The organism is Gymnodinialimonas sp. JB5-7 (genome assembly GCF_055693405.1).
On sequence record NZ_JBVFUX010000012.1, the window covers coordinates 145,566 to 162,417 of the forward strand.

The 16,852-nt window shown below is 62.0% G+C and carries 16 protein-coding genes and 4 pseudogenes; 12 read left to right on the forward strand and 8 right to left on the reverse strand.

What is annotated here, in order from left to right:
• Positions 1 to 657, reverse strand: a complete 657-nt coding sequence (locus ACZ1HK_RS08315; RefSeq protein WP_472628315.1) for a DNA-3-methyladenine glycosylase I — start codon at positions 655 to 657, stop codon at positions 1 to 3.
• Positions 658 to 793: 136 nt separating this feature from the next.
• Between ACZ1HK_RS08315 and ACZ1HK_RS08320 the strand changes: the two genes are divergently transcribed.
• The 3 genes and pseudogenes from ACZ1HK_RS08320 to ACZ1HK_RS08330 all read left to right on the forward strand — a co-directional run bounded on the left by ACZ1HK_RS08320 (position 794) and on the right by ACZ1HK_RS08330 (position 4,909).
• On the forward strand, positions 794 to 1,975 hold the full coding sequence (locus tag ACZ1HK_RS08320) for an MFS transporter (RefSeq protein ID WP_472628316.1): 1,182 nt from the start codon (positions 794 to 796) through the stop codon (positions 1,973 to 1,975).
• Positions 1,976 to 2,141: 166 nt separating this feature from the next.
• Positions 2,142 to 4,089 (forward strand): annotated as a pseudogene (gene thrS / locus ACZ1HK_RS08325) (threonine--tRNA ligase).
• 184 nt (positions 4,090 to 4,273) lie between these two features.
• Entirely contained in the window at positions 4,274 to 4,909 is a 636-nt protein-coding gene (locus ACZ1HK_RS08330; protein WP_472628317.1) for a Hint domain-containing protein, read from the forward strand.
• Here ACZ1HK_RS08330 and ACZ1HK_RS08335 read toward each other — a convergent pair.
• Positions 4,821 to 5,189: a hypothetical protein gene (locus ACZ1HK_RS08335; RefSeq protein WP_472628318.1), complete on the reverse strand. Its 369-nt coding sequence runs from the start codon at positions 5,187 to 5,189 to the stop codon at positions 4,821 to 4,823. The genes ACZ1HK_RS08330 and ACZ1HK_RS08335 overlap by 89 nt on opposite strands.
• 93 nt (positions 5,190 to 5,282) lie before the next feature.
• Positions 5,283 to 5,600, reverse strand: a complete 318-nt coding sequence (locus tag ACZ1HK_RS08340; RefSeq protein WP_472628319.1) for an ArsC/Spx/MgsR family protein — start codon at positions 5,598 to 5,600, stop codon at positions 5,283 to 5,285.
• 215 nt (positions 5,601 to 5,815) lie between these two features.
• Here ACZ1HK_RS08340 and ACZ1HK_RS08345 point away from each other — a divergent pair, with 215 nt between their 5' ends.
• The 5 genes from ACZ1HK_RS08345 to ACZ1HK_RS08365 all read left to right on the forward strand — a co-directional run bounded on the left by ACZ1HK_RS08345 (position 5,816) and on the right by ACZ1HK_RS08365 (position 9,271).
• Complete coding sequence (locus tag ACZ1HK_RS08345; protein WP_368476055.1) at positions 5,816 to 6,022, forward strand: cold-shock protein; 207 nt, start codon at positions 5,816 to 5,818, stop codon at positions 6,020 to 6,022.
• Positions 6,023 to 6,245: 223 nt separating this feature from the next.
• Positions 6,246 to 6,539, forward strand: a complete 294-nt coding sequence (locus ACZ1HK_RS08350) for a hypothetical protein (protein WP_472628320.1) — start codon at positions 6,246 to 6,248, stop codon at positions 6,537 to 6,539.
• A gap of 253 nt (positions 6,540 to 6,792) precedes the next feature.
• Positions 6,793 to 7,779, forward strand: a complete 987-nt coding sequence (locus ACZ1HK_RS08355) for a glycosyltransferase family 2 protein (protein ID WP_472628321.1) — start codon at positions 6,793 to 6,795, stop codon at positions 7,777 to 7,779.
• A gap of 85 nt (positions 7,780 to 7,864) precedes the next feature.
• Positions 7,865 to 8,131, forward strand: coding sequence for a hypothetical protein (locus ACZ1HK_RS08360; protein WP_472628322.1), 267 nt, complete (start codon positions 7,865 to 7,867; stop codon positions 8,129 to 8,131).
• Between the two features lie 795 nt (positions 8,132 to 8,926).
• Positions 8,927 to 9,271, forward strand: a complete 345-nt coding sequence (locus tag ACZ1HK_RS08365; protein WP_472628323.1) for a hypothetical protein — start codon at positions 8,927 to 8,929, stop codon at positions 9,269 to 9,271.
• 490 nt (positions 9,272 to 9,761) lie between these two features.
• Here ACZ1HK_RS08365 and thyX read toward each other — a convergent pair.
• A pseudogene (gene thyX / locus ACZ1HK_RS08370) lies at positions 9,762 to 10,668 on the reverse strand (FAD-dependent thymidylate synthase).
• A 91-nt stretch (positions 10,669 to 10,759) separates the two neighbouring features.
• On the opposite strand from thyX, the pseudogene ACZ1HK_RS08375 reads away from it, so the two are divergent.
• The 4 genes and pseudogenes from ACZ1HK_RS08375 to ACZ1HK_RS08390 all read left to right on the forward strand — a co-directional run bounded on the left by ACZ1HK_RS08375 (position 10,760) and on the right by ACZ1HK_RS08390 (position 12,806).
• Positions 10,760 to 11,601: pseudogene (locus ACZ1HK_RS08375) on the forward strand (DUF817 domain-containing protein).
• Positions 11,602 to 11,672: 71 nt separating this feature from the next.
• Positions 11,673 to 12,101: a VOC family protein gene (locus tag ACZ1HK_RS08380; protein ID WP_472628324.1), complete on the forward strand. Its 429-nt coding sequence runs from the start codon at positions 11,673 to 11,675 to the stop codon at positions 12,099 to 12,101.
• Positions 12,102 to 12,181: 80 nt separating this feature from the next.
• Positions 12,182 to 12,472 (forward strand): annotated as a pseudogene (locus ACZ1HK_RS08385) (DUF1194 domain-containing protein); the annotation flags it as partial.
• A 118-nt stretch (positions 12,473 to 12,590) separates the two neighbouring features.
• Positions 12,591 to 12,806 carry a DUF1194 domain-containing protein gene (locus ACZ1HK_RS08390; protein ID WP_472628325.1) on the forward strand — a complete coding sequence of 72 codons (216 nt, stop codon included), beginning with the start codon at positions 12,591 to 12,593 and terminating at the stop codon, positions 12,804 to 12,806.
• Between the two features lie 231 nt (positions 12,807 to 13,037).
• Here ACZ1HK_RS08390 and ACZ1HK_RS08395 read toward each other — a convergent pair whose 3' ends face one another.
• Genes ACZ1HK_RS08395 through secD form a run of 4 tightly spaced genes read right to left on the reverse strand, consistent with a single transcriptional unit; the run spans position 13,038 to position 16,803 of the window.
• Positions 13,038 to 13,391 carry an Mth938-like domain-containing protein gene (locus ACZ1HK_RS08395; protein WP_472628326.1) on the reverse strand — a complete coding sequence of 118 codons (354 nt, stop codon included), beginning with the start codon at positions 13,389 to 13,391 and terminating at the stop codon, positions 13,038 to 13,040.
• A gap of 5 nt (positions 13,392 to 13,396) precedes the next feature.
• Complete coding sequence (locus ACZ1HK_RS08400) at positions 13,397 to 14,152, reverse strand: sulfite exporter TauE/SafE family protein (RefSeq protein WP_472628327.1); 756 nt, start codon at positions 14,150 to 14,152, stop codon at positions 13,397 to 13,399.
• Entirely contained in the window at positions 14,145 to 15,125 is a 981-nt protein-coding gene (secF, locus tag ACZ1HK_RS08405; protein WP_472628328.1) for a protein translocase subunit SecF, read from the reverse strand. The genes ACZ1HK_RS08400 and secF overlap by 8 nt, the downstream gene beginning before the upstream one ends.
• Before the next feature lies 1 nt (position 15,126).
• Complete coding sequence (secD, locus tag ACZ1HK_RS08410; RefSeq protein ID WP_472628329.1) at positions 15,127 to 16,803, reverse strand: protein translocase subunit SecD; 1,677 nt, start codon at positions 16,801 to 16,803, stop codon at positions 15,127 to 15,129.
• Positions 16,804 to 16,852: the final 49 nt, after the last annotated feature.

Here is a 16,852-nt window from a genome sequence, read left to right on the forward strand (position 1 = left end):
TCAATCGACTGCGCCAGTACCCGGCTGATTTCCTTCGGGCTCCGCCCCGACTGATCCGCCCAGTGCATTGAACGCGCCTTGAACCGCCTGCATCCCCTTCTGCGATGTGGGCGGTTTGTCGATCACCCCCTCCGCAATCAACCGCCCCACCACGTCTTTCCCAAGCACGTAGCCATCCAGCCCCATCTTGCGCAGCATATACTGCGCCGAGGTGCCGCTCATGTGGCTGCCGCCCTTGCCCAGCCACAGCAAAAGTCCCGCAAAATCCGCGCGCGGCCAGCCCGCGACCTTTGCGCCAAAGCCGCCCTCAACACTCTGGATCAACTGCGCATTCACCTGCACCGCGCGGATCTTCTTGCCATTGCGAACGATCCGCGTGTCCTGCGTCAGCTCCTCAAACCAATCCTCCGGCATGAACGCACAGCGCGCCACGTCGAAGCCATCAAACGCCGCCTCGAATCCCGGCCATTTCTTGTCGATAACATCCCAGTTGAACCCGGCCTGAAAGACTGCCCGCGTCATCTCGGCCAGCCAGCGATCATCCGCGATGGCCGCGATGTCTTCCGTCGCGGCCGCCGGCGCGATCCCGCCCAGCACCGCGTCCACCCCGCCCTTCCGCTGAGCCGCAATCTCCAAAATCTCGTCAAACGTGCGCATATCGCCCCCTCTGTGCCGGTTCCGCGGCACAGCTTGGACGTTCGCAACGCCCAACACTAGCCCCGATGCCAATCCATACCGGCTCGAAACCAATCCACCCGATTGACGCCCCTGCCCGCGTCTCTAGGGTGCACAAATGTCCGATCCCGCCCCCCGCCTTCTCATCCCCACGCTTTCGGCTGTGAACTTCATCGTCGGGATGGGCGCGTTCCTGACCGTTGGCATTATCGAGCCTATCGCCGACGATTTCGGCGTCACCGACGCGCAATCCGGCGCGCAATCCGGCGCGCTGCTGACCACCTACGCCATCCTTTACGCGATCCTCTCACCGCTTTTGGTATCCCTCACCGGAAAAATCGGCAGGCGCCGCGTGCTGGCGATGGGCCTTGCCATCTTCGGCCTGTCTGCGCTGATATCTGCGATCGCACCCACACTTTTCACGCTGCACGTCTCACGCGGCATCGCCGCCATGGGGGCTGGCGTCATCACACCCGTCACCGCCGCCGTCGCCGCCATGCTCACTGCGCCCGAACGGCGCGCGCGCACGCTGGCCGCCGTCTTTGCGGGCCTGACCTTCGCGCAGGCCGTCGGCATCCCCGTCGGCGGTTGGGTCGCCTATACCTTCGGCTGGCGCTACGCCTTTGCGATCGTGGCCATCCTCAGCGTCCCGGCCCTGTTCATCCTTTGGCGCATCGTGCCCGCGGGCCTGTCCTTTGCACCCGTCTCGCTGAGGGACCTTGGCAAAACCCTGACAGACGCGCCATTGATGGCGGCTGTTCTCTTTACCGCGACCTTCCTCGGCTCGATCTTCGTCCTCTACACCTATTTCGCGCCACTTCTGGCCGCCGATATGGGCTATGCCCGCGACGGCATTACCGTCGCCCTTTTCATCTTTGGCCTCGGTGCCATTGCCGGGAACTACGTGGGCGGCGCTCTGTCGGACCGCATCGGCGCGTCCCGCACGCTCCTGATCCTCACGGTCCTGCAGATTGTGACCCTGCCGCTCTATTCCTACCTCCCCCTGCCCACACCGATCCTGATGGCCTACACCTTTCTATGGTCGGTGATCGGCTGGTCCTTTGGCGCGGCCCAGCAGGTCCGCCTTGTGTCGCTGGATCCCGCCCGCGCGCCTGTCCTGCTCAGCCTCAACGCCGCCTGCATCTACGTGGGCGCCGCCGCCGGTTCCGCCATCGGCGGGGCCGTGATCGAGGCGCGCTCAGAATCCGCCCTCGGCCTCGCCGCCGCCCTCGTCATGCTCGCCGCGCTGGCCCACCTCATCGCCTCCGACCGCGCCACCTTCCCCCGCGCCCGCCCCTGACGTGCTACCTGCCCATCTTTGTTCCCTGAAAATGCCCCCCGGAGGGCTCCGCACCCTCCACCCACGCCGCCCGTTGACAAACCGTGCGCCCAAAGCCAAAAGCGCCGAACACACATACCCGCAACCGGGCGTTCCGTAGGCGCCAAACCGACGAGGAGCCAATTTGATGGCCCAAATCTCCCTGACCTTCCCCGATGGCAATTCGCGCGACTACGACGCCGGGATCACCCCCGCCGACGTCGCCGCCGAGCATCTCCAATTCGCTTGCGAAAAAGGCCATCTCCGCCACCGTCAACGGCGAACATCACGACCTGCAATGGCCCATCGAGGGTGACGCCTCCATCGCTATCCACACGCTCAAGGATGACGATCAGGCGCTGGAGCTGATCCGCCACGACTGCGCCCACATCATGGCCCGCGCCGTGCAGGAGATCTGGCCTGACGTCAAAGTCACCATCGGCCCCGTCCGCGACCAGGGCTGGTTCTACGATTTCGACCGGGAGGAGCCGTTTACCCCCGAAGACCTCGGCCAAATCGAGGCGAAAATGAAAGAGATCATCAACGCCCGCGATGCCGTCCGCACCGAGGTTTGGGACCGCGAAAAGGTCCGCGCCCACTATGAAGCCACCGATGAACCCTACAAGGTTGAACTCCTCGACCGCATCCCGGGCGACGAACCCATCCGCATGTACTGGCACGGCGAATGGATGGACCTCTGCCGTGGCCCACACCTGCAACATACCGGCCAGGTCCCCGCTGACGCGTTTAAGCTGATGTCCGTGGCCGCCGCCTATTGGCTGGGCGACAACACGCGCCCCATGCTTCAGCGCATCTATGGCGTCGCCTTCAAGAACCGCGACGACCTCAAGAAGCACCTGAACTTCCTGGAAGAAGCCGCCAAGCGCGACCACCGCCGCCTGGGTCGCGAAATGGACCTCTTCCACATGCAGGAAGAAGCCCCGGTCAGGTCTTCTGGCACCCGAATGGCTGGACCGTCTACACCGAGCTGCAGGACTACATGCGCCGCAAACAGCGAGCAGGTGGATATGTTGAGGTCAACACTCCCCAGCTTGTGAACCGCAGGCTCTGGGAAGAATCCGGCCACTGGGAGAAGTACCAAGAACACATGTTCATCGTCGAAGTCGACGAAGATCACGCCCGCGAAAAGGCCGTGAACGCGATGAAGCCGATGAACTGCCCGTGCCACGTGCAGATCTTCAATCAGGGCCTGAAATCCTACCGTGACCTGCCCCTGCGCATGGCCGAATTCGGCTCCTGCGCGCGCTACGAACCCTCCGGCGCGCTCCACGGCATCATGCGCGTGCGCGGCTTTACCCAGGACGACGGCCATATCTTCTGCCGCGAGGATCAGATCGAGGAAGAGACCGCGATCTACATCGACTATCTGACCTCCGTCTATCGCGACCTCGGCTTCCCCGAGTTCCGGGTGAAGTTCTCCGACCGCCCCGAAACCCGCGCGGGCTCCGATGAGGTTTGGGACAAGGCCGAAGAGGCGCTTCTCAAAGCCACCCGCGCGGCAGGGATCGAGCCGGAAATGAACCCCGGCGAAGGCGCGTTCTACGGGCCAAAGCTGGAATTCGTTCTGACCGACGCCATCGGGCGCGATTGGCAATGCGGCACCCATCAGGTGGATTTCGTCCTGCCCGAACGGCTGGACGCCACCTACATCGCGGAAGATGGCGCCAAGCATCGCCCCGTGATGCTGCACCGCGCCTGCCTGGGCAGTTTCGAACGCTTCATCGGCATCCTGATCGAGGAGCATTCCGGCAAACTGCCCTTCTGGCTTGCGCCGCGGCAGGTCGTCGTCGCCTCCATCGTGTCCGAGGCCGATGATTTCGTTCACGAAGTTGTCGCCGCGCTCAAAGCGGCGGGGGTCCGGGCCGAGGCAGACATCCGCAACGAGAAGATCAACTTCAAGGTCCGCGAGCATTCCGTCGGCAAGGTTCCCGCAATCCTCGCCATCGGGCGCCAGGAGGTCGAAAACCGCACCGTCACCCTGCGCCGTCTGGGGGAGAAACAGACCAGCGTTGTGCCCGCTTGACGAGGTCGTTCAATCCCTCGCGGCAGAGGCCATCGCGCCAGACCTGCGTTGACCCATCGCCATCCGGGCCACCCCGCCCGGATGGCCCCATTCTTTTCATATTCCGGTCAGCATTCCGCCAAGGCGTGAGGTTACCTTGACGTCAACAAGCTGAGTCAGTCGGCGGTCTTTTGCAGGTATCGAGTATGTATCAAACTGGCACGATAGAGCCGGGTCAGCCCGGCCATCAGGGTCGTATGTGGGCCCCTGAAACCGAAGCCCCCGCGCAAGCGGCCGCTCCGCCCTTTGGAATTTGCGGGTTCACGCCGCTCCAAACCTCAACCGGCACAATCAAGGCGCAAGACCTCAGCCTCGGTGATCAGATCATGAGTGAGCATGGAGGTCAGGTCACACTGCGCGACTTCACCTCGACCCACTTTTCGCGCACCGACCTTCTGCTGAATCGCAAGCACGCGCCCATCCGGTTCGACCATGGCTCATTGTCCGACGACAGCCAGTCGGAGGCTTTGCTTGTCGCACCCGATTTGCCGGTTCATGTCGACCCAACAGGCGAACACACGGTGCGTGCGGAGCATTTGGCCAATGGCGGCAACGTGCGCGCGGTCATCCCGGATGATGGTGTCACCTATATCAGCTTGCGCTTCAGCCAGCCTGCCACCTTGAAAATTCTGCGGCCTGCGCCTGTGCTTTGGCACGACGGCTTATTCAACGGCGTCCGCCCAGACAGCGCTGAACTTTCGGCAGGAAGAACGACGCGTCTTTCGCCCGATGCGCTAGCGGCCCCTAGAAATGGGCGTGCTCTTCGTCGGGCCGCCCTGCCGCAAGGGCCAGCACACCGCCAATGCCGCAAAAGGCAATCGGGAACATGGTGAAGACGCCAAAGCCGAAGGCATAAAGCATGCCCACTGCGGCCAGCAGCATCAGAACACCACCCCATAGCGCCCGCGATTTGGCCATCGCACCCCCTGCAATCGCAAGGATCGGCGAAAGGAAGGCCATGGTCCGGTAAAGCTGCGGGTTGTCGACTTGGCTGGCGAGGTCCGGGATTTCCCCGAACCAATCAATGAACACCGTGTAGCCGTAGACGAAAAAGCCCACGATCATGGCGAGGACACCACCGATCAGGCCAAGGACAAGGGCTGCATTGCGCATTGATCACTCCGTAAATTGCCGTCCTTCAGCAGATGGGGGCGGTCTTGGCTGCACCCAAGCCCCCAAACGGGGAAATCCGGTTGCCCGTTCCCCTCAGATGGCCAGGGTCGCCTGCACGTCCTTGCCCCACCCTAGATACAGCGTGCCATCCTCCGCCTCGATCACGGGACGTTTCATCAACGCCGGATGCGCCGCCAGAAGCGCCTCCGGCGGTTTGGCTCGTTCCGCCTCATCCAGCCCCCGCCAGGTGGTCGAGCGGGTGTTGACCAACGCCTCCCCGAAGGCCTCCAGAAACCGCGCGATCTGTGCAGGCGCCAAAGGGTCCGCGCGCACATCCACCAGCTCTGCACCGTCCAGCGCCTTCACCGCCTTGCGGCACGTATCGCAGGCTTTCAGCCCGTAAATGCGCATATTTTCATCCTCCGCTCGTGTCATAGGCAATCTCATGCCGCATGGGGGATACATGTACATCCGCCCCTTGTTTTCATCCGGAAAACCGCCAACATTTTTACTGTGGGGAAGGTTAACGACGTCCTTTCAGCTTCGGAAGGGGTCTTTACCTGTCCGCACCACACCGCCGCACCGCTTGTGGGCGGGACTTAAAGCTATAGAAAGACACGGGAAAAATGCCTACCGGCACTGTTAAATGGTTCAACACCACCAAGGGCTTCGGCTTCATCGCACCTGACGACGGCGGCAAGGATGTGTTCGTGCACATCTCGGCCGTGGAACGTGCAGGCATGACTGATCTGCCCGACAACACCAAACTCAGCTTCGAATTGCGCGAGGGCCGCGATGGCCGCTCCTCGGCGGTGGAGCTGCAAAAGATCTGATCCACGCACCCGCGTGATGCACCAATTCCCCGCGCCCTGCCCGGCGCGGGCAGCTATCCTTCTTATGCGCATTAACTGCACCTTTACCCTGACCTGCTATCCCTGAACCGGTCAGCAATGGGAGGTGACGGATCGTGCATTTGCGCGCCAGCCCCCTCCCGGCCAGCGTGCACCCCGGACTTGTCGCCTCTCTTTGCCTTTCAACGGAAAGGAGGCGCGCCCGATGTCCGAATTCCTCGACCTGCTCGCGCTCTACTATCTCTGCGACGCCACAGCCCTGCTCCGGCCTATGTCGGGCGGCGAAGTACAGGACTGCATGGCCACCTACGACGCCGTGAAAGCCTGGTTCGCTCCGTTTGACCTGGCCGCCGAAGGCACCCTGGAACGCCACGCCCAGATGCTCGACGGCTATCGCGGCTTCCTCGCCTGGCAGGAGGCCAACGCAGACCTCGTCTCGCACCTGCGGGCTGAGGCGATGGCCCAGGCCCAGGGCCTCGCCGCAAACGCCATCCGCTAAAGCACTTTGCGCTTTTATCTGAGGTACTCTTATCGCGTTTCGCGGTCGCGTCATCGGTGCGAGGCAGCGGGTTGCGATTCAAATCAAACGCAACCTGCTCCAAGGCCCAAGTGCCAAAAGGCCACACCCCGAAGCCTCCCGATCCTCGCCCCGGATTCCCAAAATGACCCCGGCCATATTAGACTGCCCTCACTAACCAATAAGACGACCCCACCCAAAAAACCGGGGCGTCACTTGAGGCAAAGGCAGTCATATGAAAACCGCAGCCATGTCGTGCATGCGCAATGAAGCCATGTTCGTACTCGAATGGGTCGCCTATCACCGCGTGATCGGCTTTGATGAAATCCTCGTATGCACCAATGCGTGCAACGACGGCACCGATGAATTGCTCGATCGCCTCTCGGCCCTCGGCGCAGTCCACCACGTCCGCAACGATGATCACGGCGATACACCCCCGCAACCCGCCGGTGTGTCCAAGGTGCTCGCCCATGACGCGGTGCAGGATTGCCGCTGGCTCCTCCACGTCGACGCGGACGAATTCCTCAATATCCATGACGGCAACGGCAAACTGGACGACTGGCTCCCCCGCTTGGGCGACTTCGATGCCGTCGCCATCCGCTGGCGCATTTTCGGCGACAGCGGCCTGGACAGCTGGCCGGAACAGGGCCTCCAGTTGGAGGAACTCACCATGGCCAACGACATCGCCCGCGAACATACCGCGATGCAGAAAACCATGTTCGACCCCACGGCCTTTGCCGCAGGCATCGACCATATGCCCAAACAGCCCCTGCGCGACGTGCGGCTCTGCAACGCCGAAGGCGGCCGCCGTGACCCGGAGGCGATGTATCACCCCACCCTCTCTGACCACCGCCATGTGGCCAACCGAAACGCCAACAAAAAACGCCACTTCCCGTGGCGCGGTGCCTCGATCAACCATTACGCCGTGCGCACGCCCGACCTGTTCGTGATGAAGAACTACCGCGGCGACGCCATGCAGTCGCGTCACAACAAGCGCTACATGCTCAACTCCCGCTGGCACCGCGCGATCAACGTCAATGATGTCGAGGAAACCTCGATCCAGCACCACATCCCCGCCGTCAAAGCCCTGATGTCGAAATGGCGCACGGAAGACCGTCAGATCGCCGAGATTGAGGCCGAAGCCTATGAATGGTTTGAGACCACGAAGGCCAATTGGCTGACGGAGGAGCGGCTGGAGGCGCTGACCAACAAGGCCGCCTGACCCACGCGCGCCTCGCCCAAATGTGAGGCGCCCGCGCTTGCCAGCCCGCCGCCCCCGGCCTTTACTGGGGGCGAAAGGGGCCGGTATGGGTGAATTCCTCGCACTTTTGCTGAGCTACTACACCTGCGAAGCCGCCGCCCAGGCGCAACAACCGCTCAGCGGCGACCGTTTGGCCTGCGTCGACCTCTACGAAGAGGTCAAATCCTTCTTCGCTCCCCTCGATGAGGCCCCCTACGGCACCCCCGAATGGGCCGCCCAGCGGATCGAGGCCTATGTGGCGTTCAGCGCGTGGGAGGCCGAGAATGCGGAGCTGGTGTCTGAGCTACGCGCGCAGGCCGAAGCGGCCCAGTAGAGCGGGACGTGTCCCGCCATCACCGGAAAGAACGGCCCGCCGGGCAGCGGCCGACCTGGAGACCGCGTTGAATCGGTTGGTCGGAGAGATCAGTCCAAACACGGCGAGATAGCGATGGTCAGAGCGACATCGCCCAAAGCGGCCTCCTGGGGGAGGTCGGCCGCTGCCCGGCAGAGCCGGGCGGTATGCTTGCGTGCAGCCGTAAGCCCACCCGCTCAGACCGGGAAATGGCTCGAAGGTACGTGATACGTATCACATATGATCCGCAGCTCTCGCACACAAGGCACACCGAACGCCTTGCGCGACCGCGAACGGGTTAGACGGTTCGTGAATTTCGAACGCGTGGCCCTGCGCAAACTTGACGATGCGTGCAGGCGGCCCACGTGCTCGACGACTCGTCCGCGTGCCGCCGGGAAACCGGTTAGAGGCCCTCAAAGGCGACCGCGCGGAGGCAACATTCGATCCGCATCAACGACCAATATCGCATCTCGCTTTTGTCTGGAAAGAGGATGGAGCCCATGACGTCGAAATCGTCGACTATCACTGATCCGCGCGCCTCTGGCGCGAGCTCGACAGATACCCTCGACCCCCATTCTACCCAGGCGAGGTCCTGTACCGAGGACTTCCTCAAACCAATGGGCCTGTCCGCCAACGCGCTCGCCAGAACAACTCGGTGTACCCGGCAACCTCATCTCCATCGATTCGTCGCCGGAAACTGCGGGCTGATCAGCGGGCCGTACACTCGCGTTACGGCTCTGGCCGATGCCTTCGAGACAATACGCTCGGAATTCTGCGATGCAACCTGCAAATGCTCGTGCGGATGCTCCGATCACGGCGAGGGAAGCGATGAAATTACCACAAATCAAGCGCTGCGTAATTGAGGCGGTCGTTGATCCTCGCCTGATAGCATCCCTTGCGTTCGACGGGCAGAAGACTGGAGGTGCTTGTGTTGGTTTCATCTTCATTTCTCGCTCATCGTACACAGCTTTCATGATCGATCTCATAGCAGCCCAGTGCGAGCTATCTGACGAGAAGCCTTCAGCGCCCCTGACCACCATCAAGTCGGACTTTACCAGATTGACAGTTTCTTCAGTTCTTGCAGCCAAAACATCTGGTCTTGACCGCATGAGCTACAATTGACGTAAAACCTTTCTCCAGAGTTTCTCCGCCAGAAACGGCGTTGTGATTTAGATCATCAATATTTTGGTCAAAGTAGAAGGTGTGCCAACGTAATACCACGGCATCCTGATCTGGCAAATAGCCACGAGTAGAGCTGCAGAATTGGCCGCAAACACGCATCAGAGTGCTCCGAACGCAATACCGAGAATGAGGGCTACCTCTTCAGGACGCCCTGATCACTCTCAAGATTGCTGGCGAAACCCGCAAATACGGCGAGTCTCACGATGCCGGTCGATATGCGCTCATGAAAACCGTCGCTGTGATCCCGGACAAGTGCCCGTTAAATCGTCTTATTTGTGACGCTAATCTGCGCTCGGATCAATTCGAGCACCAACTCAGTGGGACATTGCCCAGATTAGTCTCCTAACTGCTTCCCTAACAAACCCTTAACGCCAATCCGTTTCCCCAACAAAACCAACCCCTTAACCCCTCTGCTCACGCGTGAGCAACCTCAGCCAAACACCGCCTCAAACTCTCGCCATTCACCCATGCTCATGCCGCTCGTCTCCTGCGTCACGGCCTCACCCGCCAGCCGCCGCTTCAACACCTCAACGCCCTTGCCAGACAGCTGCACTCCGCCCATCCGGTAATCCTCGAACGCGCCGTAGGCCGCCGGCACCCAATCCTTCACCATTTCGCAAATAGCATCCGCATAGACCCGGATTTCATACTGCGCATGGGCATCCGCCCGCAGCCGCAGGAAGTGGAACAGGTTGTGCAGATCCACCTTCCAATACCATTGCGTGTAGATATTCGCGGGCAGGTTCATCCGCGCCAATTCGCGGGCCAACCCCTTCTGGCCGTCCTGAGACAGCATCTCCTCGTAATGGTCATACGCCCGCCCCGCGTCGTCCTTTAGCATCCGCAGAACGCGCTCGGCCTCTTCACCCTCCAACGTCTCCCCACGGCCCTGATTGTTCACCACCGACTGCGCCGCCAAAGCGTCCGGTTCGGGGATATAGAACTCCCGATCCAAAATCGAATACCGCGCCGAATATTCGTTCACATTCGCCGTCCGGTGACGGATCCACTGCCGCGCCACAAAGACCGGCAGCTTCACGTGCAGCTTGATCTCGCACATCTCGAACGGCGTCGAATGCCAGTGCCGCATTAGGTACCGGATCAACCCGCTGTCATCGCGCGCCTTTTTCGTCCCTGCCCCGTAGGACACCCTGGCGGCCTGCACGATCGCCGCGTCGTCGCCCATGTAATCCACGACCCGCACGAAATCCGTGGTCCAGCACGGGCTTCGCCTCATAAAGGTGCTGCTCCATCCCCGGCGCCACGGCGCGCAGCGTGGGTTGCGGGTTGGAACGGGCAGACTGGATATCCTCCAGTTGTTCAGGCGTCAGCGGCATGGCATGGGTCCTTCGTGGGAATCGGTGGATCGGCGGCGTGAGGCCACATATTGCCCCACGCCTCGTACAAACCGCAAGAAGTTGAGGGATCATGACAGGCTTGAGCGTGGCCAATCTGGAACGGCGACAGGCACAATCGCCCTCCGCCCTCGGCCTGACGGCCCTGATCCTCGCAAAGATCGCCTATGCCGCGCTGTTCGGGATCCTTATCCTGAGCGCCATCATCCTGACCCGCCTGATCTGGCAAGACGACTGGCCCCTCGCCCGCTACGACGCGCTGGTGATCTTCGCCGTCGTCACGCAGATCGTCTTCATCTGGCGGGGTTTGGAGACGTGGGAAGAGGCCAAAGTCATCCTCATTTTCCACATCACCGGCACCCTGATGGAGATCTTCAAACTGGCCCAAGGCTCCTGGGATTACCCCGATCAGGGCCTCCTGGAAATCGGCGGCGTCCCCTCTTTTCCGGGTTCATGTACGCCTCCGTCGGCAGCTTCATCGCGCGCTCCATCCGCATCTTTCACATCCAATTCGCGCCCTACCCGCCGTTCTGGATGACCTTCCTCCTCGCGCTGGCGATCTACGTGAATTTCTACACCCACCACTACACGTACGACATCCGATGGGCGCTTTTCGTCGCCACGATCCTGCTCTTCTGGCGCACCCGCATCTGGTTCTACCCGGCCCAAAATCCCCTCGCGATCCGCCTGCCCGTCGGCGCATTCCTCTCGGCCTTCCTGCTCTGGATCGCTGAGAATATCGGCACTTTCACCCGCACCTGGACCTATGAGACCCAGGGCGACACCGGCATCGTGGATATCGGCAAATTCGGTTCCTGGTACTTGCTATTGTTTGTGGCCTTCGTGACCGTCACTCTTGTGGTCCGCGACGCCATGCATCCCAAACCGATCCAGCCCAGCCCACTCGAAATTTAACACCCCCGGGCTGTTCAAACCGCGCGCCCGCGTTAAGCTACCCTTCAACGCCAACGGGGAGCACGCAGCCAATGGGCATTCACTACCTTCACACGATGGTCCGGGTGAAAGACCTCGACGCCTCCATCGCCTTCTACAAACTGCTGGGTCTGGAAGAGACGCGCCGCTACGACAGCGAGGGCGGACGCTTCACCCTCGTCTTCATGACGCCCCCGGGCCAAGAAGACGCCCATGTGGAGCTGACGTACAACTGGGACGGCGATGAGGGCCTGCCGTCAGACAGCCGCCATTTCGGCCACCTGGCCTACCGCGTCGATAATATCTACGAGATGTGCCAGCACCTGATGGACAATGGCGTTACCATCAACCGCCCGCCCCGCGATGGGCACATGGCCTTCGTGCGGTCGCCCGACAACATCTCGATCGAACTCTTGCAGGCCGGCGACAGCCTGGAACCGGCCGAGCCTTGGGCTTCGATGGAGAATACGGGGCATTGGTAAGGGCCGCCGCCTTCCTCGCGGCGTTGGCTGCTACACCCGCTGCCGCGCAGGACCAGTGCAGGCTGGCCCTGCAGCTTGGCATGGATGTCTCCGCCTCCGTTGATCAGGCAGAATACCGGATCCAGGTTGAGGGTCTGGCCTCAGCCCTCCTCGACCCCATCGTGACCGAAGCTTTCCTGAATGGCCCCGGCCCCGTGGCGCTGTCGATCTTCGAATGGTCCGGCCGCTTCCAGCAGGACATCATCGTCGATTGGGTGATGATCGAGAATGAGGCCGATCTGCTCGCCGTCGCCGAACGGGTAAACCAGGCGATCCGCGGCAATCAGGATTTCCCAACGGCGCTTGGCTACGCGCTTGGCTTCGCCTCCACCCGGTTCCGCGAAGCCCCCGCCTGCCTGTTCCAGACCCTCGATATCTCGGGCGACGGGCAGAACAACGACGGCTTCCCCCTCCGCCGCGTTCGAGCATTTCGATTTCGACGGGGTCACGGTGAACGGGCTGGCCATCGGCGGCGCCAGTCGAGAGATCGAGGAATACTACCTGGAACAGGTCATCCACGGCCCCGGCGCCTTTGTGGAATATGCGCTGAACCATGATGATTTCGCTGAAACCATGCGCCGCAAGCTGGAACGAGAATTGCGCGCCATGATCCTGGGCGACGTACTGACGCGCGGTCGCACGCTGCCCCCGATCACAACGTTCTGAGCGGCCCGCCCTTTTTGACGCGCCCCTGTCTTCCACTGGTTCCAAATACCTAAACCTGCGCCGCTCTTACCCACGAACGCCGGGCCCTCAGATGAAGCACCGGGCAGGGCGTCGTCGGGGGTGGGGTTGCCGCTGGTCCGCAGAATGCGGCGATCCGTCCAGTGGACGGATCGAAGAGGCAACGGGCGGAGCCCAGGGCAAGTGGCCGACGTCGCCCTGCCCGACCGGTCGTCAGACTGGCACCATCGCAGCCCCCACGCGCCGCCCTTCGGCCAGCAGCACGTTGTAGGTCCGGCACGCAGCGGGCGAGGCCATGACCTCCAGCCCGATCCCCGCGGCCTCCAACGCCTGACGGAACGCCGCCGGGGGATGCGCAATTTCGGCCCCTGTGCCGATCAGCAGAAAATCCACCTCCGCCGCCTTGGCCGTGACGGCCTGCACATCGTCAAACCCGGCCCAAGCCGAAATGCCCCCGGGCGTCAGCAGAACCGCGCCCTGAACAACCTCCCCGCCAACGCGGAAAAAGCCCGGCCCATAGCCATCCACAGGGCGGCTGTCATCAAAGCTGACTTCGTTCATGCGCATTGCACTTATCCTTCCCAGATCGGCAGGCCCATAACGCCCGCAACCCCAATCAAGATATAGGCCGCCGTTTTGTAGAGGCCCGCGGCCCGCGGCTGAAACAGGGCGGTTCCGATAAGCGTCCCCACCGCATAAGTCGGCAAAAGAACCGCCCCGATCCAGAACGTCGTCCCGTCAATCACGCCCTGAACAAACATCATCGGCATCAGGAACAGCGCATTCAACGTTAGAAAACAGGCCAGATTGGCACGGGTCACTTCAACCGTTTGATCGCTGCCAAGGTTGAACAGGATCACCGGCGGCCCGTTCAGGCCCGTTGATCCGCCGGTTATCCCGCTCAAAGCCCCGACGCCTGCCCGCAACGGGGTGCCCCCGCGCAACGGCACCTTCCAACCGGCCAGCAGCGCGGCCAGGGTGATCAGCGTCAGAACGCAAACCGCCGTTCGGATCGTAACCTCCGGCAACCATCGCAACAACGCGATCCCAAGCGGCATGGTCACAATCGACGCGCCCACCATCAGCAAGGTCTGGCGCTTGTCAGTTTTGGGCCACGCCTTGGGGACCATTGTGAAAAGCGAGGCAAGGGCCGAAAGCGAGAAGGCGGCAATGGCCTGCGCCGGACTCAGGAAGATAACCGCCAGCGGCATGAACACCAAAGCCGATCCGAAGCCCGCAAAGCCGTAAACCGTTCCCGCCAAAAAGGCCGCAGCGGCCACCCAGACGAGGCCCGGCACAGCCAGGGCCTCGACCAGCGCCTCAGGCATCGACGTTCGCGAATTGCGTGCCAGATGCGCCGCCCCCGTCAGACGGCTTGGACCAATCACGTTTCACGCCCAACATCAAAACCACGTTCTTGGCCACGTAGATCGACGAATACGTACCGACGATCACACCCCAGAGGATGGCGAACACAAAGCCCCGGATCACGTCGCCCCCCAGAACCAGCAGCGCAATCAGCGCCAGCGCCGTGGTGCCGGAGGTCATCAAGGTCCGGCTCAGCGTTTCATTCGCGGACAGGTTCATCACGTCCCGCAAAGCGCGTTGCTTGTACTTGATCAGGTTCTCCCGAAGGCGGTCGAAGATCACCACCGTATCGTTGATCGAATAGCCCACAATGGTCAGCAGCGCCGCAATCGTGGCCAGATCAAAGCGGATCTGGAATAGGCTGAAAATGCCGATGGTCAAGATCACGTCATGGATCAGGGCCGCGACTGCACCGACCGAGAACTGCCATTCGAAGCGCAGCCAGATGTAGATGAGGATCGCGCCAAGCGAGGCCAGAACCGCGATAATCGCCGTCTGGATCAACTCACCCGAGACCTTCGGGCCAACGGATTCCACAGACGGAAAGGTCATCTCGCTGTCCACATTGGCCAGCAATGCCGTCTCGATCGCCTCAATGGTCTCAGGGGTGACAGCCTCCACGCCCTCCTGCGCCTGAATGCGCACGGTGACCACGTATTGATCCTCATCGAAATTCGGGTCGAACACGCGGGAGATCACGACATCGCCCAGGTCCAACCCATCGAGGGCGGAGCGGTACTCGGCCACGTCCACCTCAACCGTCGCATCCGTGCGGATCGTGGTGCCGCCCAGAAAGTCGATGCCGAAGTTCAGTCCCACCATCAGCCAGATCGCAATCGACGCGATCATCGCCACGATGGAGGCACCAAACGTGACCTTCGCATATTTGAAGAAATCGAAGTTGGTTTCCTGCGGAACAAGTCTCAGGCGCATATCAGACCTCGATTGTCTTGGGACGGCGGCGCTCAAACCAGAAGATGATCAGAAGCCGTGTGACATAGATGGCCGTGAAGACCGACGTAACGATCCCGATCCCCAGCGTGACGGAGAAGCCGCGCACGGGGCCAGAGCCCAGGACAAACAGGATCGTCGCAATAATGAACGTGGTGATGTTGGCGTCGATGATGGCGGAAAGCGCCCGCTCATAGCCCAACTCGATGGCCCTTGCGGGGCCGCGCGCCGTCTTCAGTTCCTCGCGGATCCTCTCGAAGACCAGCACATTTGCGTCCACCGCCATACCGATGGTCAGCACGATCCCTGCAATACCGGGCAATGTCAGCGTCGCCCCGATCAGCGAAAGCACGCCAAAGATCATGCCCACATTCAGAACCAACGCGATGGAGGCGAAGATGCCGAATGTCCCGTAGCTCAGGATCATGAAGACCAGCACCGCAGCGAACGCCACCAACGCCGCGATCTGCCCCGCCTCGATGCTGTCGGCCCCCAGTTCCGGCCCAATCGTCCGTTCCTCAAGGAACGTCATCTCCGCCGGAAGCGCGCCTGCGCGCAACAGGATCGCCAGCTCGGTCGAAGATTCCACCGTGAAGTTCCCGCTGATCTGGCCCGCGCCGCCCGTGATCGCCTGCCGGATCACCGGCGCACTGATCACCTCTTCATCGAGCACAATCGCAAACGGCGCACCCACATTGGCCGCCGTATACTCCCCGAACGCACGCGCGCCTGTGGGGTTGAACCGGAACGTCACCACCGGCAGCCCGCTCTGCTGGTCAAAGGATGGCTGGCTGTCCACCAGATCGTCCCCCGTCACCACCGGCGTCTGCTCCAGAATGTAGAACGTGCCCTGATCGTCCGGGTCGATGGACGGCAGCACGATCTGGCGGCTTTCCACCTGTTCATCGGCGGACCCAGCGCGCCCCACGACCGGGTGGAAGGTCAACCGCGCCGTGGTCCCGATCAGGTCCTTCAACTCCTGGGCCGAGCCGATGCCCGGCACCTGGATCAGGATGCGATCCTGCCCCTGCCGCTGGATCGTTGGCTCCCGCGTGCCGGCCTCGTCGACGCGGCGGCGCACAATCTCGATCGATTGCTGCATCGTGCGGTCGTTCGTCGCCTGCTGCTCCGCCTCGCTCAGCCGCACCGTTAGGATGTCCCCCGACCCACTCACATCCAGCGTGCTCTCGCCAATCCCGCCGGTCAGGCTAACCACCGGTTGGCCCAATTCGCGCACGGCGGCTACGGCGGCAGACAGCCCTTCGGGCTGGCTGATCCGCACCTGCAACAACCCCGGATCGGCATCGATGCGGCGGATCGTGCCCACCGTATCACGCACCTCCCGCAGCGCATCACGCACCTCGGGCCACAGCGCATCCATCCGCGCGACATAGACATCCTCAACCTGCACCTCGGCCAGCAGATGCGCACCGCCCCGCAGGTCGAGGCCGAGGTTCACCAATGTCGCCGGAAGCGCATCAGGCCACAAAGCCTGCTCCGCCAAAAGCTCTTCCGTTTCAATGCCTTCCCGCTCCATCTCGGCCACGGCATCATTATGCCGCTCCACCCGCTCATAGAAGAAATTCGGAAAAGCGAATGTCAGTCCCGCCAGCAGCACGAGCAGGATGAACAGCCGGTTCCAGAGCGGGATCTGAAGCATATGTGGTCCTCGGAGGGAGGGGCGCAAACCGCCCGCTTAATCGTTCTCA